The sequence below is a fragment of the Cognatiyoonia sp. genome, from assembly GCF_965661665.1.
GTDB lineage: Bacteria > Pseudomonadota > Alphaproteobacteria > Rhodobacterales > Rhodobacteraceae > Cognatiyoonia.
This window is the reverse complement of sequence record NZ_CBFIEO010000013.1, coordinates 41,762-64,500: the sequence shown is the minus strand read 5'-3', so window position 1 is coordinate 64,500 and position 22,739 is coordinate 41,762. Positions and strand designations below refer to the sequence as shown.

The window sequence follows — 22,739 nt, the reverse complement described above, 5'->3', positions numbered from 1 at the left end:
CGCTAAGGAATGTTAACCTTCGATCTTGGTCAAATCCGCCACAGCAAGGCATATCGACCGAATGCGAGACAACAAATTCAATCGGTTACGGCGCAAAACGTCACTATCCGCATTGACCTGTACATCGGTGAAAAATGCATCGATCGGACCGCGCAGACCTGCCATCGCAGCCATTGCGGTGGTGAAATCCTCCACCGCCATCGCGGGTTTAATGACCGCATCCGCATCGTCCAATGCTTTGAACAGCGCCTTCTCAGCATCGCCTTCGGCAAACTTGATGTCCGCCCCATAGGAGTATTCAACGCCATCCTTTTCTTCCGCTTGGGTCAGGATGTTGTTGGCGCGCTTGAACCCTTGGATCAGGTTTTCCCCGTCATCGGTGGAGAGCGTTTCCGACAACGCCCGCGCCCGCTTGACCAACAGCGTCAGATCATCATTCCCCGGCATCGCGATACAGGCGTCAATGATGTCATGGCGAATGCCTTGATCGCGCAGGTAAACCTTGAGGCGGTCGTGGAAGAATGCAAGCAGCGAAACGCTTTTGTCAGGCAACTGGGCGGCAACGGCATCGACCGTCTTGCCTGCCTTAGCAGCATCCTTCACCGCTTCCAACGCAGCCCCAAACACCCCGTGCTCGGCTATCTCCTCAAGGATCTGTTCTAACGTGTCAATTTCATCCTGTTCGGCACCGTTTCGGTTCACTTTGATTTCGTGCCGCAGCAACTGCGCATCAATGAACCGATCCAGCTTCACAGTCAGATCATTGTCCAAAACAACGCGAATGACACCCAGCGCGGCACGCCTCAACGCAAACGGATCTTTTGACCCCGTCGGCTTCTCATCTATGGCCCAAAAACCGGTCAGCTTGTCCAACTTCTCCGCCAAAGACACAGCCACGGATGTCGGCGCGGCTGGCACTTCATCAGATGGCCCCAATGGTGCGTAATGCTCCTCACAGGCGGCAGCAACCTCAGCAGGCAGACCAGCAGAATCGCTGTAATAACGCCCCATAAGTCCTTGAAGATCCGGGAATTCATAGACCATCTCTGACGCAAGATCGGCCTTGGCGACCTGCGCCGCCTGCGCTGCCAATTTAGGATCAGCGCCTACAGCCGGAGCCAACTCTTTCGCCAGCGCGATCATGCGTTCGATAAGATCACGTTGCGAGCCAAGCTTGTTGTGGAATGTCACATTGGCCTGTGCATCGAGCCACGGCTGCATCTTCTCTTTCGTCGCAACCCGTAGGTCGTTCTCCCAGAAGAATTTTGCATCCGCCAGACGCGCCGATAGCACCTTTTGGTTTCCCGCAAGGATTGTCGCGCCATTGTCCGACGTCTCGATATTTGCAACCGTCACGAACTGCTCAATCCGGCCGGTCTTTTCATTTCGGACGGAGAAAAACTTTTGATGCTCCTTCATGGAGGTTTGCAACACCTCCGGCGGCAGCGCTAAGAACTCCTCATCGATCTTGCCCATCAGGACAACAGGCCATTCGACAAGCCCCGCCACCTCCGCCAAAAGCACACGGTCTTCGACAACTTGCAGGCCCTGCGCGAATGCTTGATTAGTGGCGTCTTGCCAGATCGCTTCGGCCCGCTCGTCTGCGCGCAGCATCACATGCGCGTGCTTCAACTTCGCCTCGTAATCCTCAAAAGATGTGACAGAAATCACAGCATTGGACATAAAGCGATGCCCATAGGTGAAATCGCCTGACGTGATGCCATCGACATCAACCGGCACAACCGTCGCCCCCGCCTCATCCGTCAACAGACAGACAATCGAATGCAGCGGGCGCACCCATTTCAGCGTGCCGGAACCCCAGCGCATCGACTTGGGCCACGGGAAGTTGCGGATCGTCTTTTCCAGCACCTCAGCGATAATGTCCGACGCCAAACGCCCCGGCTTTTCGATCACTGCGAAATAGACCTGACCCTTTTTGTCGTCGCGGATTTCCAGATCATCCTTGGACACACCAGCCCCACGCAAGAACCCCTCAATCGCCTGATCGGGCGCGCCCACTTTCGGGCCTTTCCGCTCTTCCCGCACGGGTTTGCTTTCGGCCAGCAAATCCTCAAGCGACAGCGTCAACCGCCGGGGCGTGGTAAAGGCCGCAGCCCCCGCATAGGTCAGTCCAGCCTCAACCAGCCCTTCCGTGACGAGCTTCTTCAAATCCTCCGCCGCACGGGTTTGCATCCGTGCTGGGATTTCCTCGGAAAAGAGTTCAATCAGAAGATCAGGCATTAATTTAATCCTGTTGCGGGGTCTGGACAGCCTTCTGGAACAGGATCGCCGTCAAAGACAACCTCCCCACAGGCGTTGATCTCGTGCCACGCAAAGGCGCGGCCATCGGGGTAGACGGCAACGATCCGATCAATGCCGTAATCGACATTTTCAATCCCCATGAAAGCCACCGCATCCCCGCTTTCGAGGTCTTGACCAATCGCTTCAGCGTCAAAGCAATCGAACCAACCGGGGGCAATCTTCGGCTCCGCCGCCTCAACGACGACATAGGTTTCGGTCAACAGCGCATAGCTTGTCGGCGTTTCAAAACACGCGCGATAGCGGATCGGGCTGCTGTTACTGTCGATGTTAGAGAAATTTTCATAAAGGATCGGCTCAGGCTGCCCATCAAAGAGCGTGGTCAACACCACAGCATCCCCGTCCGCCGACATCTCATCATAAAAGGCGTAGACTTGCAGGTAATACATCGCAACCGCAGCAGCCAAAGCAAACATCAAAAGCAATCCTATAACGATGCGGCCCATCATGCCGCGTCTTGGCCCCCAGCGGCCGTTTGAACAAAGGCTTCGGCGCAGTCCTTAGCCAAGGCCCGCACGCGGCCAATGTAGGCTTGCCGTTCGGTGACGGAGATTACGCCCCGCGCGTCCAGCAGGTTAAAGACGTGGGACGCCTTGATGCACTGGTCATAGGCCGGATGCGCCATAATTATCCGCTTACCCGTTTTCCGGTCTTTATGCGGCTCCGCAAGAATGCGGGCACATTCCGCTTCGGCATCTTTGAAGTGCTGAAGTAACGTGTCTGTGTCGGCCACATCAAAGTTCCAGCGGGCATATTCTTCTTCGGTCTGTTTGAAGACGTCCCCATAGGTCAGCGCGATCGGCGATTGCGGATCGTTGAACGGCATATCCATAACGTGATCGACGCCAAGGACATACATCGCCAAACGCTCCAACCCGTAGGTCAGCTCGCCTGAGACTGGTTTGCAGTCGTGCCCGCCGACCTGTTGGAAATAGGTGAACTGGCTTACTTCCATCCCGTCACACCAAACTTCCCAGCCCAGCCCCCAAGCGCCCAGTGTCGGGCTTTCCCAGTCGTCTTCGACAAATCGGATGTCATGCATATCCGCATCAATCCCAATCGCGCCGAGCGATCCGAGGTAGAGCTCCTGCAGGTCGGGCGGCGATGGCTTAATCAGCACCTGATACTGGTAGTAGTGCTGCAAACGGTTCGGGTTCTCGCCATATCGGCCATCCGTTGGACGGCGCGACGGCTGAACATAGGCCGCAGCCCATGCGTTTGAGCCCAGCGCACGCAGTGTTGTGGCCGGATGGAATGTCCCTGCCCCAACTTCCATGTCGTAAGGCTGCAAAATCGCGCAGCCTTTGCCAGCCCAATAGGTCTGCAACCTCAGGATAATCTCTTGAAAACTGCTTGGTTTGTCGGCCATGGTGCCCTCTTCTGCGTTTGTGTGTTCAATAGGCCTCGTCGCCGTAAGGGTCAATTGGCACACAGGCGCATTATTCTACCGTCTCACGCGCGTTTTATGCTGCATCCGGCAAACACTCTGCTAGGTTGCACGCCAGCCGGATCTGCCCGGCTTTCAGATTCGTTGATGGGTTCGGTATGAAACGTCTTTTTGCTGTCGTGTTGGCTTTGGTATTTTCGGCATCCACCGTCTTGGGACAGCAGCCTGTTTGGATTCAGATCGAGGCTCAGCCAAGTCTGCAACAAGCGCAAGAGCGGGTCAGCATCTATGACGCACGTCTCGATGATGTCGCGGGCTTCTACACTGGTCGCAACTGGTACGCCATCGTCCTTGGCCCCTACAGCCGGCCTGATGCCACCGCCCTCCTCCGCCAGTTGCGGGGGTCGGGCCGCATTCCGGGTGACAGCTTCATTGCCACGGGGACCTCCTTCCGTCAGCAATTCTGGCCCGTGGGCGAAAGCGCCCCGACACAAGCGCAAGCGCCCACGGCCCTTGCGCAGCCAGCCGAAGACACGGCCAAGGTAGTTGAAGAGCCTATTATTATCACACCGTCTGACGAAACCCTGCGGGAGGCGCGCGCTTCTGAGGCCCTGCTCGACCGCGAACAGAAGAAAGAGCTGCAAGTCGCACTGCAATGGGCGGGCTTCTACAATGGGACCATCGACGGGCTTTATGGCCGTGGCACCCGCAATTCAATGCGGCTCTGGCAAGAGGCAAAGAACTTTGAACCCACTAGCGTGATGACAAGCAAGCAGCGGGCCATCGCACTGGATGACTACAATTCGGTGCTTGATGGAGTGGACCTTGAACTGGTTCGTGATGACGCCTCGGGCATCCAAATACCAATCCCAACAGGCGTTGTGGCATTCACTGAATATGAACCGCCATTCGCCCGCTTCGACGCTACGGGCGAAATTAAAGCGCAGGTACTGCTGATCTCACAGGAAGGCAATCAGGACCGGCTTTTCGGCCTCTATGAGATCCTGCAAACGCTGGAAATCGTACCGATGGACGGGCCCCGTGAACGGCGCAGCAGTTCGTTTACAATCGAAGGTGCGGACGCGACCAAATCCACCTTTGTCACGGCGACACTGTCCAATGAGACGATCAAAGGCTTCGCTTTGATTTGGCCTTCGGATGACGAAGAACGCCGCCTCCGCGTTTTGGACGAAATGCGCAAAAGCTTCGCGGTTGTTGACGGCGTGCTCGATCCTGCGCTTTCAGTACCCGGGGAGGATCAAGCGGTTGATTTGGTTTCCGGTCTTGCCATCCGCACACCGGATTTCAGTCAGTCCGGTTTCTTCATCGATAGCACAGGTACCGTCCTGACCTCCTCCACCATCGCGAACAGCTGCGAAAGGCTGACTATCGGCCTCGACCATGAGGCGGAGCTTGCCTTCACCGACGCCGACCTCGGCCTCGCCGTGTTGCGCCCAAAGGCAACCCTCGCGCCGCTCGGTGTTGCAGCCTTCCAGACCGGCGTCCCGCGCATACAGTCTGACGTCGCAGTGGCCGGCTTCCCGTTTGGCAGCGTGCTCAATTCAGCCTCCGTCACATTTGGAAAGCTGGCAGACATCCGTGGCCTAGATGGTGAAACTGAGGTGAAACGCCTCAACATCCGTGCTCGGGATGGCGATGTCGGTGGCCCTGTCTTTGACAACGGTGGCGCAGTGCTTGGGATGCTTTTGCCACAGCAATCCATTGAGGGTCAGGTTCTGCCCGAAGAGGTGAGCTTCTCCCTCGACAGCGAAACCATCATTGCGGCCCTTGCCGCCGCAAACATTGCTGTAGAAACGACATCATCTGTGGCGTTTATGGCGCCCGAAACGCTGTCCCGCCGTGCCAATGATCAAACTGTTCTTGTGAGCTGCTGGTAAACCAGCTCCACTTAGTCCCGCCAGAACTTCAGCGACACGATTGTGAGAACCACCAAAATCTCCAATCGTCCGACATACATCGCCATCGCTAAAATCCACTTGGCCGCATCGTTAAGACCAGCGTAATTCCCCGCCGGACCAATCTGATCACCCAGCCCAGGGCCAATATTGGCGAGCGCCGCTGCCGCCCCCGAAACAGAGGTGATGAAATCAAGCCCCGTCAGGCCCAAAGCAACGGCAATCAACCCCATCGACAAAAGGAACGCAATGAAAAAGGCCATGACCGAATTCAGAACATCCTCGCTCACCGCGCGCCCGGCATAGCGGGGTTGAAACACCCCATGGGGAGAGTGGATTTGCCGGATCTGACTTTTGATCGAGGCAAAGAGCAGCTGATACCGGAAGACCTTGATCGAGCATGAGGTCGACCCCGCGCAACCCCCGATCAACCCGATAAGAAAAAACATCATTACGGGGAAGCTGCCCCATGTCATGTAATCCGCGCTGGCATAGCCTGTACCCGTCATGATGGAGACGACGTTGAATAGGCTTGCGCGAAACGCGTCTTCTGAGACCACGCCATCCCGGGCTGCCGCCCAAGACGCCATCAGCAGGACGATGATCGCGATTGTCGCCAGAAAGACCCTGATTTGTGGGTCGACGAACAATGGCTCCGCGGTACCAGCAAGCAATTGTACGAACCGCACAAAGGGCAGCGCGGCCAAAACCATGAAGAGCACAGCGACATATTGCGTCAGTGCACCGAAGCCCGCAAAGGAGGTGTTGTAATTGCCCATACCCCCCGTCGAAACAGTCGTCATGGAATGGACGAGCGCATCAAACGGCGACAGACCACTAAACGCATAAGCCAAGGCGCAGGCGATTGTCAGGCCGATGTAAATAAACGAAATACTCCGTGCGATTTCACCCGCCCGTGGTAGAATCTTGCCGCTAGTGTCAAAGCCTTCGGATCGGAAGATTTGCATACCACCAACACGCAGTTCCGGCAGAAACACCATTGCCACAACGATGATACCAACACCGCCCAGCCATTGCAGGATGCCGCGCCAAAGCTTCAGCCCTTCTGGCAACGGTCCCAGCTTGGCAATAGCAGTGGCGCCTGTTGTCGTCAGGCCGGACATGGCTTCGAAGAACGCATCAGGGACAGACGACGCGGTCGCCCCAAACACAAACGGCAAGGCTCCGAAGACGGGCAAGGTGAGCCACACAAGCGCGGTCAGCAGGAAGGTTTGACGCCGGCTCAACCCGCCACTGATCCCATTGGCCGACGACAGCGCAACCATGCCCCCGAAAACGATCGTCAATACCGCCGACTGCAGGAAGGTAAACCAATGGCCATTTCCGTACCAAAGGTCCGCAAACATGGGAAACAGCATTGTCATGCCCAGCGCTGCGACAAGGAGGCCGACCACATAAAAAACCGGGCGAAAATCAATCATGTGCAATGGGTGGCGTTGCGGGCCTTGTGTGTCAAGCACCCGCGAACGTTTTGCTGTCGCTCGCGCGGGCCTAGCCGACGTGGAACAGCGACTGGAACAGACGCGGATCAAGGCTTTCCGAGGCGAAGGTCTGGCCTTCTGTCAGCACGGACACCGCATCATGCGAATGCAGGCTTTCCTGGTGGCTCGCGATGACGCGGAAATCAGAAATGCGCTGGTCTATTTTCAACTGCTCTGTGAACAGGCGCGCCGCGTCTTCCACGAAAATGGGGTTTGCGGCGTTCAATTCTGCAAACGCCTGTTCATCCTCACGCTTGACCATCACCTGCGTCTCCGTCGGGACAGCAGCACGGGCGCGGTCGATCAGGTCTTCGAACCAGAGGATGTCTTGGTCATCTTCGATCAGCACAGAAATCCGCGCAACCGATCGCTGCGAATGCGGCGTCGCCAACTGTCCGCGATACTGGCGGGCATGTTCGGACAGTTCCAAAGAGCACGGGCATGTGGAGGAATATACGTAGTCCAGATACATGATTTTCTTGCGCACACCGTCCGTCTCAACCAATTCCAAGGCGAGGTCATAATACTGATACCCAGACAGGCCGGAGCGGAGGCTTTCCATCTCCATCGGGAAGCTGAACCGCATCTGTATGCGCGCGTCAAAACTCTCGAGATCGGTCTTATAGGCATCCAACGCCCGCTCGATCACTTCGAAGCTGAACGTCTCCTGCGCATGCTTGTAGAACGTGCGCATGATGCGGGACATGTTGATGCCCTTTTTTTCCGCCTCAAGGCTCACCGTCCCAGTGACAGAGGTTTCGAGCGTGATGTCGCCCCCGTCGCGGGTATGGAACCTTATCGGAAGTCGGAAGTTGGAAATACCGACGTGCTGGATTTGCTGCTTGGCCCCGCGGATCAGGCTCGACGGGCCGTTCTGCAAGTCGGGCATAGAGGCTTTGTAGGTCTCATCGACCTCAAAATCCTCTGGATACGCACGCGCAAGCGCAAGATAATTCGACACCTCTTGACCGGGGATCAAACGCGCCACGAGCGGATCGAGCGTTGCCACCTCTTCTGGGGTCACGTCCGCCGCCCAGCGCCGCAGCAATGCAAGTGCGTCTTCTGCTTCGTCCCGACTTGGTTGGCGGTTCAGGTCACGAGTATGTAAATTCATCTCATCGGCCCCCTCTGGTGCGTTCGAGCCTTTTAAATGGGTCTGCGCTTTTTCTTTTCCAGCACTTTCCCAAAAAAAACGGGATAAATCTGCCCGTGAATCAGACATCGCTTCGCTTTCCCAGTTCAGACAGGCCTTTGAATTTGAACGATCTTTTAAATTCGCACCCTGTACCCTTCAGCCTTAACATACATGAACATGACGGATTACGAGCGAAAGCACCAGAATGGTGGTTATTTGCGACCTACCGCGTCCAAACCGCCTAAAATATCAGCAATCAAATCATCCGTGTCCTCAAGCCCGACACTCAGCCGCACCAACCCCGGCCCAATGCCCAGCGTGTCCCGCTGCGCGTCACTCAATCGCTGATGGGTCGTCGTCGTGGGGTGGGTCGCAATGGATTTCGCGTCGCCGAGGTTGTTGGAGATTATGACTATATCCAGCGCATTCAGGAACCGAAACGCGGCCGCTTGATCACCCAAATCCAGCGCAACCACCGTCCCACCTTTCGGCATCAAATCATGTTGCGGATGATCTGAAAGTCCAGGATAAACCACTTTTGCCAAAGCCTTGTGTCCTGACACCGCTTCAGCAATGGCTTTGGCCGATTGCGCTTGCGCCCGCACGCGCAGATCAATCGTCTCTAACCCTTTCAGCATCATCCAAGCGTGAAACGGCGACATGGAGCCACCGGTATGCTTCAGATATGGCTCCACCGTTCCACGGATGAACTCTTTCGAGCCGAGGATCGCGCCGCCCAGCGCCCGCCCTTGCCCATCGATATGTTTGGTCGCGGAATAGACGATGACATCTGCATCATCCGCCACAGCCGTTGAAAACACAGGCGTCGCAAAGACGTTGTCAACAATCACCAAGGCCCCCACCGCATGCGTCAGTTTGGCGACCGCTTTGGTATCAATAACCTCCAGCGTCGGGTTCGATACGCTTTCAAAGAACACCGCCTTGGTGTCAGACCGGATCGCTGCGTTCCATGCATCCAAATCAGTGCCATCGACAAACGTCACCTCTACACCATATCGCGTCAGGACGTCTTCCAAGATATACAAACAGGACCCAAACAGCGCGCGGGCAGAAACAACATGATCCCCCGCTTTCAACATCGACATCAGCGCCCCGTTGACCGCAGCCATACCGCTGGCCGTAGCAAAGGCATCCTCCGTCCCTTCCATCGTCGCGATACGCTCTTCAAACATGGCGACGGTCGGGTTGCCGTAACGGGCATAGATGAACTCATCATCGCCAGACTTCAAAAACCGTGCTTCTGCATCCTCCGCCGTTTCATAAACGAAGCCCTGCGTCATAAAGATCGCTTCGCTCACCTCATTGTACTGACTGCGGCGAACGCCGCTGTGGACGGCTTTGGTGCGCTTGTTCCAGTTTTTCATCACGTTATCCTTGGCGATCAGCCATCAAAAAACCCCGACACCGGACAGGTATCGGGGCAACGCCCTTCGACCTTTTAGCGGAATATTTAACGTGGCCCGCAATCCGGTAACAAATCGCCACATCGCTTGATACGCCGCAGTGCAGCGCAGGTCAAGAAACCGCGTCAGATATCTTCGTCGTTTGGCTCTATCAAATACTTTTGCAACGCCACGATCTGCAGCCACAAGAACACGAACATCACGGCGGGAAAGGCGAAGGTTTCCAATTTCACCCAAAGGTCGGTGGATTGCGTGCGCCAAACCACTTCGTTGGCAATCGCCAAGGCGATGAAAAGACCGGTCAGTCGCTTAGTTAGGATTATCCAGCCTTCTTGCTGCATCGGCAACAACTCTCCCATGACCCACTCCAGAAAGCTCTGCCCCTTGAGAAGCCCGATGCCAAGGATCACAGCGAAACAACCATAGACAATGGTTGTTTTGATCTTGAAGAACCGCTCATCATTGAAATAGGCGGTTAACCCGCCAAAGAAGATGACCATGAACGCCGTGAAAAGCTGCATCCGGCTCAACTTCCCCGTCATCGCCCAAAGGATACCCATCGCGGCCAGCAGTATCGGCACAAAGGCAACCGTCGCAACGATAAAGCCAGAGTATTCAGTGCCGGCAAAGGTGAAGGTCTCATCCCTGATCCGCAGGTAAAGCAGGAAAAACGCAAGCGTCGGGCCCAGTTCAAGGACCTGCTTGAGGACAGAATTGATCTTTCGTTCAGCCATAGGTGCCTCCGTTATCCCCCCATTTCGACGATGATCGCACCAAGTGCAACCAGCACCATCATCAAAATTCGGACAGGCCCCACCTTTTCGCGCAGGATGAGCCATCCGATAAGCGCCGCAAACACGGTGGAGGTTTCGCGCAAAACCGCCGCTTCGCCCACGTCGCTGATCCGCGTGGCAAGCATCACACCGCCAAAGCTGAACCACGCAATCACGGCCCCGGCAAAACCGCGCAGGTTCAGTGCGCCCAAGGCTGGTCGGTTCTCCATCCGCCGATACCGCCACCACGCAATGAACGGAAAATCGAGCGCCGTGATGAAGAAGAACCACGCCAAAAACGTAAAGGGGTCAGGGCTTTGGCGGATACTGTAAGCGCCAAAGGTCGTGTAGACCGCAACCATCAGCCCGCCCATCAGCGCCCACATGATCCCAAGTCTCACCGCTGATGCATCCAGTGTCTCTTGCCGCAGGTTCAAAACCGCGATGAACAGGATACCCCCTGACAAACACAAGATCCCAAACCACTGCAACGCAGTGAAACTTTCGCTGAAGACAAGGCTTGCGGCGATCACCGTTATTGCAGGTCCAGTGCCGCGCACGATGGGGTAAACAACCGTATAGGCCGCCCGCTCATACGCCAGCGCCATTGTCAGTTTGTAAATAAAGTGAATGAAGAACACGCCAACCAAGAGGATTGCAACGTGTTTGTCCGGCCACGGCACCAAGAATAGCGCGATAGGTGCTGAAATCACCGCGAGCCAGGTGTCAATTGCCCCGCGCGTCAGCCATGGATCATGCCGCCCCTTTTGAAGGGCGCCAAACACCGCATGTGCCATCGCCGAGATAAGCGCGAGCAGGGCCGCCACCCGCGCCCCATCCGCCGTCCCTTCAAGGCCCGCAAACCATGTGCTGAGGTCGGCGATCACTCCAAACCAACAAGCGCTTTGGCAAAGTCCTCAGGATCAAACGGCGCCAGATCGTCAATCTGCTCACCCACACCAATCGCATGGATCGGCAGGCCAAACTTATCCGCAAGCGCAACCAAAACACCGCCTTTGGCAGTGCCATCCAGCTTTGTCATGACTAGGCCAGAGACATCGGCAAGCTCTTGAAACGTCTTCACTTGGCTCAGCGCGTTCTGACCCGTCGTCGCATCCAGCACCAACAAGGTGTTGTGCGGCGCGTCTGGGTCTTTCTTGCGAATAACCCGCACGATTTTGGACAGTTCTTCCATCAAATCGCTGCGGTTTTGCAGGCGTCCAGCGGTGTCGATCATCAAAAGATCAGACCCATCCTTTTGCGCCTGATCCATCGCATCAAATGCAAGGCTTGCCGGATCGGTGCCCTCTGGCGCGGTCAACACAGGCACACCGGCCCGATCGCCCCAGACTTGCAACTGCTCCACCGCTGCCGCGCGGAACGTATCGCCCGCTGCAATCACAACCGATTTGCCCGCCGCTTTGAACTGACTGGCGAGCTTGCCAATTGTCGTGGTTTTGCCCGAACCGTTCACGCCCACTACCAGCACCACCTGCGGCTTGTGGGAATAGAGCGGCATTGGCTTAGCCACACCGTCCATGATGCGGGTGACTTCTTGGGACAGCAGCGTCTTTATCTCTTCCACCGACAATTTCTTACCCATGCGCCCCTCGGCCATGTTGGCCGTGACACGCAAGGCTGTGTCGACGCCCATGTCGGCGGTGATGAGCAGCTCTTCCAACTTTTCAAGCATATCGTCATCAAGTGTCCGGCGAACGACTGTTTTCTTCTGCCCACCAAAGAGGCGCCCCAACAGGCCCTTCTTCTCTTCCGGTTCTGACTCGCCCTCCATCTCATCGAGTGGTGACGCGGTCAGCGTTGTCATCGGTTCCATTACCGCTTTGGGTGTGGGACGCGCTGCAAGCGCGGCCAAGCGTTCCTCTTCCGCGATGCGCGCTTCGTCTGCCAAACGCTCCCGCTCGGCCTCCCGGGCGGCGGCTTCGACCTCTTGCCTCAGCCGTGCTTCTTCACGCGCTTGCGCCTCCGCCTCTTCTTTCAGACGTGCCTCTTCCCGCCCTTTCGCTTCCGCTTCCTCGCGCTGGCGTTCTTCCTCACGGCGCAGCGCCTCCTCGGCCTCCCGCTGGCGCTGCGCTTCCTTCTCGGCGGCTTCGGCTTCAAGTCGCTGGCGTTCCGCGTCCCGCTCCAACTCTAAGCGCTTGCGTTCTTCCTCCTGCTGACGGGCGAGCGACTCAAGCCGCTCCTTCTCAGCCAAATCGGCTGCTGCTTGTGCAGCTTCCTCCACAGCTTTCTGTTCCGCAGCTATTCGCGCTTGTTCTTCGGCTTCTGCTTTGGCTTTCTCTGCCTCCAGCTCAGCCAGACGCTGGCGTTCGGCTTCACGCTCGCGTTCCAATTCTTCCTGTCGCTGTCGTTCCGCTTCGCGCTCCCGCTCCAGTTCTTCCTGACGCAAACGCTCGGCCTCGCGCTCAGCCTCAAGCTGTTCCTGACGCTTTCGCTCCTCTTCACGCTCCCGCTCAAGGTAGGCTTGGCGCTGGCGTTCGGCCGCCCTCTCAGCCTCTAACGCCTCCTGCCGCGCGCGTTCTTCAGCCTCGGCCTTCTTTTGGGCCAGTCGCGCCGCTTCCTGTGCCGCCGCGATCTCTTCAGGCGACGGACCAGAGGGGGCTTCTGCAACCTCAACCACATCTTCTTCCCCGCCATCACTGACGATCGCATCAAGACCTTCATCGATTTTGGAAGATGATTTGAAGAGCTTGTCTTTAAGCTTTTTGAAGAACGACATGGGCCGCGCCTTATCAGTTGTTTTCACTGATCTAATCGTCAACGCAACCAGATGGAAGGGTCAGCCGTCACGCTGACCCTTAATCGCTCAACTCTCAGGGGGTGCTTGAAGGCTTAGATCTCGTCTGGGAAGTACTTGATAGTGGACTTGATCGGGTTCGGCGCGGCCTGCCCCAGACCACAGATCGACGCATCCGCCATCGCGGTGCAAAGCTCACCCAGTAGGTCTTGGTCCCAACTGTCTTTGTCCATCAGCTTCACGGCCTTTTCACAGCCCACGCGGCACGGCGTGCACTGCCCGCAGCTTTCATCCTCAAAGAACCGCAACATGTTCAAGGCGGCCGCCTTGGCACTGTCTTTGTCAGACAAAACAACCACGGCGGCAGAGCCAATAAACGTGCCGAGCGGCTGCAACGTGTCGAAATCAAGCGGCACGTCGTTGATCGATGCAGGCAAGAGACCAGAGGATGGTCCCCCCGGCTGATAGGCCTTGAAGGTATGACCATCGGCCATACCGCCACAGGCGTCGATGATGTCCGTGATCGTGGACCCCGCAGGCAGCAGATAAACGCCAGGGTTCTGCACACGGCCACTGACCGAATAGCTGCGCAGACCCTTTCGGTCATTCTTTTCGGTGCTGTTGAGGCACTCCGGGCCCTCACGACAGACCTTTGCGACCCAATAGAGCGTCTCGATATTATGCACCAAAGTCGGGCGGTTGAAGATACCGACCTGCGCCACAAACGGCGGACGATGACGCGGGATACCGCGTTTACCCTCGATCGACTCGATCATCGCGCTTTCTTCACCGCAGATATAGGCACCCGCCCCGCGCCGCAGATCGATGTAGCCTTCCTCAACAATTCCAGCCGCTTCCAGCGCTTTGATTTCTTCCGCGAGGATATGCAGCACCGCCGGATATTCGTCGCGCATGTAGATAAAGGCTTTTTCCGCCTCCACCGCCCAAGCAGCAATCAGCATCCCTTCCAAGAACAGATGCGGCGTACGCTCAAGATAGTAACGGTCTTTGAACGTCCCCGGCTCACCTTCGTCGCCGTTCACAGCGATGTAACGCGGCCCTTCGTTCGCACGGACAAAGCCCCATTTGGTGCCAGATGGGAAACCCGCGCCGCCCAAGCCGCGCAGCCCGCTTTCTTTCACCTTCGCCTGCACATCTCCCCAATCGCCGTTGGTGCGGAGCTCTTTCAATGTCGCATAGCCACCATCGGCAACATAGGCGTTGAGCGCCTGATAATCAGGGATATGCGCGTGGGTGTCGCCCGCCTCAATCGCGGCTTTGACCTTTTCAGGCGTCGCAAAGTCGATATGGTTGTGGCCCAATTCTAGCGTCGGTGCGGTATCACAACGGCCCATGCAAGGCGCACGCACCACACGCACCTTCGACGCATCCAGCCCGTCTTCCAACGCCGCTTTCAACTGCTGCGCCCCTGCCAATTCGCAAGAAAGCGAGTCGCAAACGCGGATCGTCAAGGCGGGCGGCTCCGCTTCGCCTTCTTTGACCACATCGAAATGGGCATAGAAAGTTGCTACTTCGTAAACCTCGGCTTGACTTAGACGCATCTCCTCGGCCAACGCCCGCATGTGCGGCGCAGACAGACATCCGTATTCATCCTGAATGAGGTGCAAGAACTCGATCAGCATGTCCCGATCACGCGGCCGCTGTTCCAGCAGCGCGCGCACTTGGTCCCAAGCCTGATCCTCAACCTGACGGCCCTTCGGACGATGCCGTCCTTTGCCCTTGCCAGACTTCCAAACACCCTTGCGATCATCCAGTGCCATGTCAGGTCCTCTCCCTCTTCCGCATCAGAATATCGAAAACCGACACATCGGGTGAAGCAAATGCGACATCTCTGTCGTCTGATGCGAGGTTGCGCTGCCAGATGCGTCAATTTCAGCAGCTTATCGGAAACAAAAACTGTGCTAAGCGCGGGGTATGGCATGGTTCTATCTTGCGACGCTTCTGCCCTTCCCGCTTCTTCCGGCAGCGTCCTTTTGGAGCGGATGGTTTGCTGTCGCCGCCCTGACCTACATGACCGGCCTGATTTTAATGCTCGACACGCTGGTGAAAAGCGCAGGCTTGAAGGACGCAAATGCCGAGTTTCCTGCAGGCGACACGCTGTTGACCATCATCGCCTCCCTGCACTTCCCCTTGCTCGCCATCTTGGTCTGGCGATTCAGCACCGGCGAACTGGAGGCTTGGGAGACTATCGGCACCTTCATCGCTGCTGGCATGTTCTTTGGACAAGTCGGCAACTCCACCGCGCATGAGCTTATTCACCGCAAATCCCGCCTGCTGCATCGGTTGGGGATGTAATGTATATTCCCTGCTGTTTGGCCATCACACCTCTGCCCATGTGCTAGTGCACCACCGTTATGTTGCGACATATGAGGACCCAAGCGTGCTCGTTTGCGGGGATCTGTTCAGCTAGAACAGGCTCCCTTGATCGTCACCAGAAGGCTTGACCCCACCTGATTTCGCCTTACCCCCAACGGTCATCCGACCATCCGCAAATTCAATCTCCAGCGTCTTGGCCGTCTTTGCTGCGGCTTGTGACGTCACAAGTGCTCCATCGCCCCGCACGACGGCATAGCCACGCTTCAGCGTCTCCCGATAGCCCAAGGTTTCCCGCAGACGATCCAACGACGTCAGCCGCGCCTTGCGTTCCGCATGCTGCGCAGTGGCGGCCACCGACAACCGCTGCGCTGCGCCATCATATCGCGCCTGCGCCACCGCAAGATCCGGCGCCCGCACATGCAACCTTTGAAGCCGTTCGCGCTCCAGCTTTGTCTGCCGGTCGAGTGCCGGTCCCAAACGGCTGGAAAGGTCGGTCAAGCGACGGCGATCCTGCTGGACGCCCCGCGCCAAAAGCCCGCGCCTTAATGGCGCCTCTGCCAGTTTCAACCGCTTCTTCGCAATCACCGACATCAACACCTGCGGCAGTTTTTCAGCCGCGAAATCAAGCCGTTGCCGCGCGGTTGAGGTCAGCGCTTCTGGCTGTGGCAACGCCCGCGATAAATCGCTCAAACGCTGCTTTCGCCACTGCACACTCGTGGCCAGCGCATGCCGCAAGCGGACACCCTGCTGATCCGCCCAGCCCAGCAATTCCAACCGCACCGGCACCGCTAGTTCTGCCGCCGCCGTGGGTGTCGGCGCCCGCTGGTCAGAGACGAAATCAATTAGCATCGTGTCCGTCTCATGCCCCACCGCGGAAATCAGCGGGATCTCTGACGCCGCCGCCGCCCGCGCCACAATCTCTTCATTAAAGCCCCACAAATCCTCTATCGATCCGCCGCCGCGCGCAACGATCAGCAGATCAGGCCGCGGCAAAGCACCGCCCGGGGTCAGCGCATTGAACCCGTCAATCGCCCGCGCCACCTCTGGCGCACAATTGGCCCCTTGCACGGCCACAGGCCAAACCAAAACTTTGCGCGGAAACCGGTCGCGCAAACGGTGCAAAATATCCCTAATGACCGCGCCCGAGGGCGAGGTGACAACACCGATATTCTCCGGCAGGTAAGGGATCGGCTTCTTGCGCTCCGGCGCAAACAACCCTTCCGCCGCCAACGCCTTCTTGCGCTTCTCCAGCATCGCCATCAGCGCACCAGCACCCGCCACTTCGATGCTATCGACGTTGATGTTGTACTTCGACTGCGGCCCAAAGGTGGAAAGCTTGCCGGTGACGATCAACTCCAGCCCCTCCTCCGGGATCACGCCAAGACCCGCAACCTGTCCCTTCCAAGTGTTGCAAGCCACGACATTCCGATCATCTTTGATGTCGTAATAAATGTGGCCCGACCGCGCCTGCACAACACGGCCCACCTCGCCCCGCACCCGAACCCGACCAAACGCCCCTTCCAGCGTTTTCTTCACCGATCCCGTGAGCTGCGAAACCGTGAACTCAGGCGCGTTGCTTTCTGCCGATTTGTCTTCAAAAAGGTCCATCCGCCACCCTTGTTCTTCGCATGGCGCAACCTTAGAACGCGGTCAACAAAAGGCCAAGCGGGGGCGGACATGAATATCTTGATTTTGGGCAGTGGCGGGCGCGAACACGCGCTGGCTTGGGCAGTCAAGCAAAACCCAAAATGCGACCGCCTTGTCGTGGCCCCCGGCAACGCTGGCATTTCAGAGGTGGCGGAGTGTATTGCACTCGACATTCTCAGCGGTGACGCCGTGGCCGATTGGGCCAAATCCAATGCCATCGACCTAGTGATCGTCGGGCCAGAAGCGCCGCTGGCCGCAGGTGTTGCGGACGTGCTGCGCGAACAAAACATCCCCTTGTTCGGGCCCAGCCAAGCCGCCGCACAGCTTGAATCCTCCAAGTCCTTCACAAAATCGGTCTGCGATGACGCCACGGCCCCAACAGCCGCCTATGCACATTTCACCGACGCGGACGCCGCCAAAGCCTACATCCGTGACCGAGGCGCGCCGATCGTCGTCAAAGCCGATGGATTGGCCGCTGGCAAAGGCGTGATTGTCGCGATGACCGAAGATGAGGCCCTCACCTCCATTGACGATATGTTTGACGGCAGCTTCGGCGATGCGGGCGCCGAGGTAGTCATCGAAGAGTTTATGGAAGGGGAAGAAGCCTCCTTCTTCTGCCTTGTCGACGGCACTACCATTTTGCCCATCGGCACCGCGCAAGACCACAAGCGTGTGGGCGATGGTGACACAGGGCCCAACACCGGCGGCATGGGCGCCTACTCCCCCGCGCCGGTGATGACCGACGTCGTCGTGCAAAAAACCATGGATGAAATTGTCCGCCCAACGATGCAAGTGATGGCGGACCGTGGCACGCCGTTCCAAGGTGTGCTCTTCGTTGGGCTGATGATCCAAGATGGGCAGCCGCGGCTGGTTGAATACAACGTCCGCTTCGGCGATCCCGAATGCCAATGCCTGATGATGCGGCTGGGCGCGCAAGTCCTCGACCTGATCCAAGCCTGCGTCGAAAACCGCCTTGGTGATGTAACAGCGGAATGGGCCAACGACCACGCGCTCACCGTTGTGCTGGCCGCAAACGGCTATCCCGGCTCCTACGAGAAAGGGTCCGTGATCAAAGGGCTAGCTGACCTACCAAGCGACAGCCGAAATGCGGTGTTCCACGCAGGCACAACCGCTGTTGACGGCGCGATAACCGCGACCGGCGGGCGCGTGCTGGCCGTCACGGCCCGCGGCGACAGCCTCAGCGACGCGCACACCCGCGCCTACGCGATGGTGGATCAGATCGATTGGCCCGAAGGGTTCTGCCGCCGCGATATTGGCTGGCGCGCACTCTAACTTCCTCTTGCCAAAAATATCCGCGCCGGAGGCACCGCTGCTCCAAAGGGGCAGCCATGAATGCGCAACAGTGGCGCAGATTGCGCGGCTTTTGCATTTCTGGAGCAATGCGATTAGGCGGCGCGGCTGACCAAAACCTCAGTAATCTCCGCCTGCGCGGCGTCCTCATCATTGCCTGCGACAGCAGCAATCTCACGGGTCAGACGCTCAAGGGCAGCCTCGTAAAGCTGACGCTCTGAATACGACTGCTCGCGCTGATCATCTTGCCGGTGCAGGTCGCGCACAACTTCGGCAATCGCAATCAAGTCGCCAGAGTTAATCTTTTGCTCATATTCCTGCGCACGGCGGGACCACATGGCTTTTTTGACCTTCGCTTTGCCACGCAGCGTCTTCATCGCGTCGCCCACCACATCGGCGGTTGCCAATGCACGCATACCCACATCGGCCACTTTGTTTGTTGGCACGCGCAGGGTCATCTTGTCTTTCTCGAACGCAATCACGAAGAGCTCAAGCGCGAAACCCGCGACCTCTTCCTCTTCAATCGCCGTGATCTTGCCCACGCCATGCGCCGGATAAACGACAAAATCGTTCGGCTTAAACTCATATTTCTTCTTGGCCATGTTATCCCTTCCATGGACGTTTGACCCTGACGCGATAAAAAAACCGGCGGTGCTTGCCCAGCTCCGTCAGTTTCGAAAAGTGATCACAATAGGTCAGTTGAGTGACTTCATTGAGGAAACGGTATCACATTTTCGACGTGACAAAAAGCCCCTCCCCATTTCCGGCAAAGCTGCCGCGACGTTAGCCGCCCTCGCCAGGGTTCTCGGAGAGCAATTCTAGCTTGCCTTCCTTGCCATCCATCTCCTCTGCCGTGGGCAGCGGGTCTTTCTTGGTGATGATGACGGGCCAGATTTCAGCATACTTGCGATTGAGCTCCACCCATTTTTCCATATCCGGTTCCGTATCCGGACGGATCGCGTCAGCGGGGCATTCGGGTTCACATACGCCGCAATCGATACATTCGTCAGGGTGGATCACCAGCATATTCTCTCCCTCGTAGAAGCAATCTACGGGGCACACCTCAACACAGTCGGTGTATTTGCAGGCGATGCAGTTGTCGTTGACGATGTAGGTCATGGTCAGCCTTCCAAATTCGTTCCGCAGTGAGGTAGGCTAACTCGAACCGGCGTTCAAGCGTGAATGATCAGCCGTCAGGGAAGTGAGACTTCATGTCCCGCCGATCTTTCTTTGTCGGTCTGCCCTTCCCTTCAAATCGCGGATTTTTGGGACGGGCGATCCGCTCTGGCGACATATCATCATAAAGCGATTGCGCTTCGAGCGCGGGGCCGCGCCGTGTACCGCAGTCCAAGATGCGCACGACGTAGACCTGCTGTTCTTTCGAAAAAGTCAGAACATCCTCACGGCAAACGGACCGCGCGGGCTTGCTCACGGGCGTGCTATTGACCCGCACCTTGCCTGTTGTCACCGCACTAGCCGCCAAGCTGCGCGATTTAAAGAACCGCGCATGCCACAGCCATTTGTCCAGCCTTATCGTGTCTTTTGGCGCGCTCAATCTGTCTTGAAGCCAGCAAGCGCGGCGGCAAACGGATTGTCTGGATCAACCTTCTTTTCCCGCTTGGGCTTGGTGGAAAAACTTTGAGGCTTGGTGTTCTTTGGACCTTTGCCTTTTGGCTTGCCTTTGCCACGCGGACGCTCCCCTTGCGGGCGCTGCTGGTGCTGCGCACGACCGCCCCATGCGAAGGTGTAAAACACCTCCATCTCTGGTCCGGTCTCAGCGGCCTCAGCCGGTGCTTCGGCAGCCGCTTCTGCCTGTGGCACAGAGTCGGTGGCTTTCACTTTTTCCCGCTCGCCCCTTTCGGCCGTATAGCCAAGGCCCTGCATTAGATCGGCGAATTGTTCCAGCGTCATACCCGTGATCGACAGCATGTCCGCGGTCGCCTCAAACCCGGCGCGCCTGTCTTGATCGCGCAACATATCGGCCAAACGCTCCAGCATGTCGATGCGGATCGCGCGAGCACCCGCTGCGCGATATCCGGCCATCGCATAGAACCCTGTCGGCACGGACCCTTCGCTAGGGATCGTCACCAAGCCAGGTGGTGGGCTTTCCGGAAATTCTGACAGGTCTTTCGCCAAAGACCACAGCACCAATCGCAACCGCGTTGGCGCAGGCTTCAAAAGCAATGGCATGAAGATCGTGAACTGACCAAAGCGGATGCCATGTTTGCGCAGCGTGCCACGTGCATCCTGATCCAGCGCTTTCACATCGTCAGCAATCTCGCCCCGTGGGATGACCCCGAAACCTTCGACCATGCGGAAGGCGAACCCCTTGGCCAAACCCACCAAGGTCTCGTCATTTTTCAACGCCAGCAAAAGCTCGAACGCGGTCGCAATCTTGCGGTCGATGAAATGCTGTAAACGGCGCTGCACCTTGGTGCTGACGTCATCGCCTGCTTCTTCATCCACAAACACCTCAACTGTAGGCTTTAACATATCGGCACCGCTCACCAGCTTGCCAACCGCCTTTTCGCCCCACATCAGACCGCCCTGTTCGGTGAAATCGATCTCCGTATCGGGCGCGTTGTAGAATTTGTCGGCCATCAAATGCCAATGCGGCTTGAGCGCCTGAACCGATGCCTGACGGAGTGTCTTTGCCTCATCCGCACTCCCCGCCTTGTCCATGCGGAAGCGGAACCCTTCAAGCTTACCTACGAATTCACCTTCGACAGTGACTTCACCGTTCTCATTCACGTCCGCCAAAAGGCTCTCCTTCTGTTTGAGCCGGCGAAGCAAAACAGACGTCCGCCGGTCCACAAATCTTTGCGTCAACGCGCCATGCAGCGCATCTGATAGACGGTCTTCTACCGCGCGCGTGGCCCCACGCCAATGAGAAACATCGCGTAGCCACCCATCGCGTTGCGCGACATAGGTCCATGTCCGCACATAGGCCAGGCGTTTGGACAGCGCATCAATGTCACCTTCCGTTCGGTCAATGCGGGCAAGTTTCAGCGCAAACCAGCTTTGATCGATGACCCCGTCCTCATGCAAGTCGATGAAAATCTTCGAGACAAGCGCCGCATGCTCCGCTGGACTGATCCCGCGAAAATCTGGGATCCGGCACACATCCCACAAAAGCCTGACTGACGGCCCATCCGTCGCACGCGCCGCCACCAATTCATCCGCCGCCAGCGCTTTCAAAGCCGCTAAATCATCACTTTCGCGCACCCGTGTCAGCCAGTTGTCCTGCGTGTGCTGTTCGAGCGATTGGATAAGACGCTTCGCCGACCCAAATTGAAGGTCGCTGTTTCGCCACTGGAGCTTTTTCACAGGTCGGAATCTGTGCGACACGATGGCCTGCGCGACCTCTTCATGCAGCGGGGCCGCCTCCCCCGTAACGCCAAATGTGCCGTTCTCCGTATGCCGCCCCGCACGCCCCGCGATCTGCCCCAACTCCTCAACAAAAAGCGGGCGCATCTTGCGACCGTCGAACTTTGCCAACCCAGAGAATGCAACGTGCTTGATATCGAGATTCAGACCCATCCCGATGGCATCCGTGGCGACCAGATAATCCACATCACCGTTCTGATACATCCCGACCTGCGCGTTGCGGGTCCGTGGGCTGAGCGCCCCCATCACGACTGCCGCACCGCCCTTTTGACGACGCAGCAATTCGGCAATGGCATACACATTTTCAACAGAAAACCCGACAATAGCGCTTCTAGGCGGCATTCGACTTAGCTTTTTCGAACCAGAATAGGTGAGGTCGGAAAACCGCTCTTTTTTTACAAAATCTACATTTGGCACTAAAGCGGCAATCGCGCTGCGCATGGTTTCGGCGCCAAGAAGCACAGTTTCCTTCAAACCACGGGCGTTCAACAATCGGTCGGTAAAGACATGCCCCCGCTCAGCATCCGCGCAAAGCTGGATCTCATCGACGGCCAAAAAATCGCAGCCCATCCCTTCGGGCATCGCCTCAACCGTGCAGACCCAATAGGCGGCACGCGGCGGGACGATCCGTTCCTCCCCCGTGACCAATGCAACGACACTTGGACCGCGTTTTTCAACGATCCGGTCGTAAACCTCCCGCGCCAAAAGCCGCAGCGGGAGGCCCATAACACCTGTGCGATGCATCAGCATCCGCTCAATCGCATAGTGTGTTTTTCCGGTATTTGTGGGTCCCAACACAGCCGTGACGCGGGCAGTCTTCATCTCTCAAAACCCTGTCAGAGGGGC

Annotated in this window: 18 protein-coding genes and 1 riboswitch; of the genes, 3 read left to right on the top strand and 15 right to left on the bottom strand. The window is 57.4% G+C overall.

Features of this window, described 5'->3' with window-relative positions:
* Nucleotides 1-12: 12 nt before the first annotated feature.
* Genes glyS through ACTF5F_RS09915 form a run of 3 tightly spaced genes read right to left on the bottom strand, consistent with a single transcriptional unit; the run spans nucleotide 13 to nucleotide 3,688 of the window.
* Nucleotides 13-2,241 (bottom strand): glycine--tRNA ligase subunit beta, encoded by a 2,229-nt coding sequence (gene glyS / locus ACTF5F_RS09925; RefSeq protein ID WP_438956711.1) that lies wholly within the window; start codon nucleotides 2,239-2,241, stop codon nucleotides 13-15.
* Complete coding sequence (locus ACTF5F_RS09920; RefSeq protein WP_438956746.1) at nucleotides 2,241-2,765, bottom strand: DUF6446 family protein; 525 nt, start codon at nucleotides 2,763-2,765, stop codon at nucleotides 2,241-2,243. Before ACTF5F_RS09920 ends, glyS begins: the two co-directional genes overlap by 1 nt.
* Nucleotides 2,765-3,688 (bottom strand): glycine--tRNA ligase subunit alpha, encoded by a 924-nt coding sequence (locus ACTF5F_RS09915; RefSeq protein ID WP_438956710.1) that lies wholly within the window; start codon nucleotides 3,686-3,688, stop codon nucleotides 2,765-2,767. The genes ACTF5F_RS09920 and ACTF5F_RS09915 overlap by 1 nt, the downstream gene beginning before the upstream one ends.
* 176 nt (nucleotides 3,689-3,864) lie before the next feature.
* On the opposite strand from ACTF5F_RS09915, the gene ACTF5F_RS09910 reads away from it, so the two are divergent.
* On the top strand, nucleotides 3,865-5,604 hold the full coding sequence (locus tag ACTF5F_RS09910; RefSeq protein WP_438956709.1) for a trypsin-like peptidase domain-containing protein: 1,740 nt from the start codon (nucleotides 3,865-3,867) through the stop codon (nucleotides 5,602-5,604).
* Nucleotides 5,605-5,615: 11 nt separating this feature from the next.
* Here the strand turns inward: ACTF5F_RS09910 and ACTF5F_RS09905 are convergent, their stop codons facing one another.
* The 7 genes from ACTF5F_RS09905 to ACTF5F_RS09875 form a co-directional block, all read right to left on the bottom strand.
* Complete coding sequence (locus ACTF5F_RS09905; RefSeq protein ID WP_438956708.1) at nucleotides 5,616-7,064, bottom strand: TrkH family potassium uptake protein; 1,449 nt, start codon at nucleotides 7,062-7,064, stop codon at nucleotides 5,616-5,618.
* Nucleotides 7,065-7,134: 70 nt separating this feature from the next.
* Nucleotides 7,135-8,238: a GTP cyclohydrolase FolE2 gene (folE2, locus tag ACTF5F_RS09900; RefSeq protein ID WP_438956707.1), complete on the bottom strand. Its 1,104-nt coding sequence runs from the start codon at nucleotides 8,236-8,238 to the stop codon at nucleotides 7,135-7,137.
* A gap of 233 nt (nucleotides 8,239-8,471) precedes the next feature.
* Nucleotides 8,472-9,644 (bottom strand): O-succinylhomoserine sulfhydrylase, encoded by a 1,173-nt coding sequence (metZ, locus tag ACTF5F_RS09895; RefSeq protein ID WP_438956706.1) that lies wholly within the window; start codon nucleotides 9,642-9,644, stop codon nucleotides 8,472-8,474.
* Between the two features lie 54 nt (nucleotides 9,645-9,698).
* Nucleotides 9,699-9,775, bottom strand: a riboswitch (SAM riboswitch).
* A gap of 33 nt (nucleotides 9,776-9,808) precedes the next feature.
* Nucleotides 9,809-10,417, bottom strand: coding sequence for an inner membrane-spanning protein YciB (locus tag ACTF5F_RS09890; protein ID WP_438956705.1), 609 nt, complete (start codon nucleotides 10,415-10,417; stop codon nucleotides 9,809-9,811).
* 11 nt (nucleotides 10,418-10,428) lie between these two features.
* A complete protein-coding gene (locus ACTF5F_RS09885) occupies nucleotides 10,429-11,340 on the bottom strand; it encodes an EamA family transporter (RefSeq protein ID WP_438956745.1) in 912 nt (303 codons plus the stop codon).
* Complete coding sequence (gene ftsY / locus ACTF5F_RS09880) at nucleotides 11,340-12,719, bottom strand: signal recognition particle-docking protein FtsY (RefSeq protein WP_438956744.1); 1,380 nt, start codon at nucleotides 12,717-12,719, stop codon at nucleotides 11,340-11,342. The genes ACTF5F_RS09885 and ftsY overlap by 1 nt, the downstream gene beginning before the upstream one ends.
* Before the next feature lie 587 nt (nucleotides 12,720-13,306).
* Nucleotides 13,307-14,992, bottom strand: coding sequence for an NAD(P)H-dependent oxidoreductase subunit E (locus ACTF5F_RS09875; RefSeq protein ID WP_438956704.1), 1,686 nt, complete (start codon nucleotides 14,990-14,992; stop codon nucleotides 13,307-13,309).
* A gap of 154 nt (nucleotides 14,993-15,146) precedes the next feature.
* Between ACTF5F_RS09875 and ACTF5F_RS09870 the strand changes: the two genes are divergently transcribed.
* Entirely contained in the window at nucleotides 15,147-15,527 is a 381-nt protein-coding gene (locus tag ACTF5F_RS09870) for a hypothetical protein (RefSeq protein ID WP_438956703.1), read from the top strand.
* A 111-nt stretch (nucleotides 15,528-15,638) separates the two neighbouring features.
* Here the strand turns inward: ACTF5F_RS09870 and xseA are convergent, their stop codons facing one another.
* The gene (gene xseA, locus ACTF5F_RS09865; RefSeq protein WP_438956702.1) at nucleotides 15,639-17,156 is read right to left on the bottom strand and encodes an exodeoxyribonuclease VII large subunit; all 1,518 of its coding nucleotides are present in this window, start codon (nucleotides 17,154-17,156) and stop codon (nucleotides 15,639-15,641) included.
* Between the two features lie 69 nt (nucleotides 17,157-17,225).
* Here xseA and purD point away from each other — a divergent pair, with 69 nt between their 5' ends.
* Nucleotides 17,226-18,488, top strand: a complete 1,263-nt coding sequence (purD, locus tag ACTF5F_RS09860) for a phosphoribosylamine--glycine ligase (protein WP_438956701.1) — start codon at nucleotides 17,226-17,228, stop codon at nucleotides 18,486-18,488.
* 113 nt (nucleotides 18,489-18,601) lie between these two features.
* Here purD and ACTF5F_RS09855 read toward each other — a convergent pair whose 3' ends face one another.
* The 4 genes from ACTF5F_RS09855 to ACTF5F_RS09840 form a co-directional block, all read right to left on the bottom strand.
* The gene (locus ACTF5F_RS09855; protein ID WP_438956700.1) at nucleotides 18,602-19,108 is read right to left on the bottom strand and encodes a CarD family transcriptional regulator; all 507 of its coding nucleotides are present in this window, start codon (nucleotides 19,106-19,108) and stop codon (nucleotides 18,602-18,604) included.
* A gap of 181 nt (nucleotides 19,109-19,289) precedes the next feature.
* On the bottom strand, nucleotides 19,290-19,625 hold the full coding sequence (gene fdxA, locus ACTF5F_RS09850) for a ferredoxin FdxA (protein ID WP_438956699.1): 336 nt from the start codon (nucleotides 19,623-19,625) through the stop codon (nucleotides 19,290-19,292).
* Nucleotides 19,626-19,692: 67 nt separating this feature from the next.
* Nucleotides 19,693-20,061: an RNA-binding S4 domain-containing protein gene (locus ACTF5F_RS09845; protein WP_438956698.1), complete on the bottom strand. Its 369-nt coding sequence runs from the start codon at nucleotides 20,059-20,061 to the stop codon at nucleotides 19,693-19,695.
* The gene (locus ACTF5F_RS09840; RefSeq protein WP_438956697.1) at nucleotides 20,058-22,715 is read right to left on the bottom strand and encodes a helicase-related protein; all 2,658 of its coding nucleotides are present in this window, start codon (nucleotides 22,713-22,715) and stop codon (nucleotides 20,058-20,060) included. The genes ACTF5F_RS09845 and ACTF5F_RS09840 overlap by 4 nt, the downstream gene beginning before the upstream one ends.
* Between the last annotated feature and the right edge of the window lie 24 nt (nucleotides 22,716-22,739).

Coding starts and splice junctions, on each gene's coding strand:
- folE2 (WP_438956707.1), bottom strand. CDS start 8,238: ATGAATTTACATACTCGTGACCTGAACCGCCAACCAAGTCGGGACGAA.
- ACTF5F_RS09915 (WP_438956710.1), bottom strand. CDS start 3,688: ATGGCCGACAAACCAAGCAGTTTTCAAGAGATTATCCTGAGGTTGCAG.
- glyS (WP_438956711.1), bottom strand. CDS start 2,241: ATGCCTGATCTTCTGATTGAACTCTTTTCCGAGGAAATCCCAGCACGG.
- ACTF5F_RS09875 (WP_438956704.1), bottom strand. CDS start 14,992: ATGGCACTGGATGATCGCAAGGGTGTTTGGAAGTCTGGCAAGGGCAAA.
- ACTF5F_RS09920 (WP_438956746.1), bottom strand. CDS start 2,765: ATGGGCCGCATCGTTATAGGATTGCTTTTGATGTTTGCTTTGGCTGCT.
- purD (WP_438956701.1), top strand. CDS start 17,226: ATGAATATCTTGATTTTGGGCAGTGGCGGGCGCGAACACGCGCTGGCT.
- ACTF5F_RS09905 (WP_438956708.1), bottom strand. CDS start 7,064: ATGATTGATTTTCGCCCGGTTTTTTATGTGGTCGGCCTCCTTGTCGCA.
- fdxA (WP_438956699.1), bottom strand. CDS start 19,625: ATGACCTACATCGTCAACGACAACTGCATCGCCTGCAAATACACCGAC.
- ACTF5F_RS09870 (WP_438956703.1), top strand. CDS start 15,147: ATGGCATGGTTCTATCTTGCGACGCTTCTGCCCTTCCCGCTTCTTCCG.
- xseA (WP_438956702.1), bottom strand. CDS start 17,156: ATGGACCTTTTTGAAGACAAATCGGCAGAAAGCAACGCGCCTGAGTTC.
- ACTF5F_RS09855 (WP_438956700.1), bottom strand. CDS start 19,108: ATGGCCAAGAAGAAATATGAGTTTAAGCCGAACGATTTTGTCGTTTAT.
- ACTF5F_RS09910 (WP_438956709.1), top strand. CDS start 3,865: ATGAAACGTCTTTTTGCTGTCGTGTTGGCTTTGGTATTTTCGGCATCC.
- metZ (WP_438956706.1), bottom strand. CDS start 9,644: ATGAAAAACTGGAACAAGCGCACCAAAGCCGTCCACAGCGGCGTTCGC.
- ACTF5F_RS09890 (WP_438956705.1), bottom strand. CDS start 10,417: ATGGCTGAACGAAAGATCAATTCTGTCCTCAAGCAGGTCCTTGAACTG.
- ACTF5F_RS09840 (WP_438956697.1), bottom strand. CDS start 22,715: ATGAAGACTGCCCGCGTCACGGCTGTGTTGGGACCCACAAATACCGGA.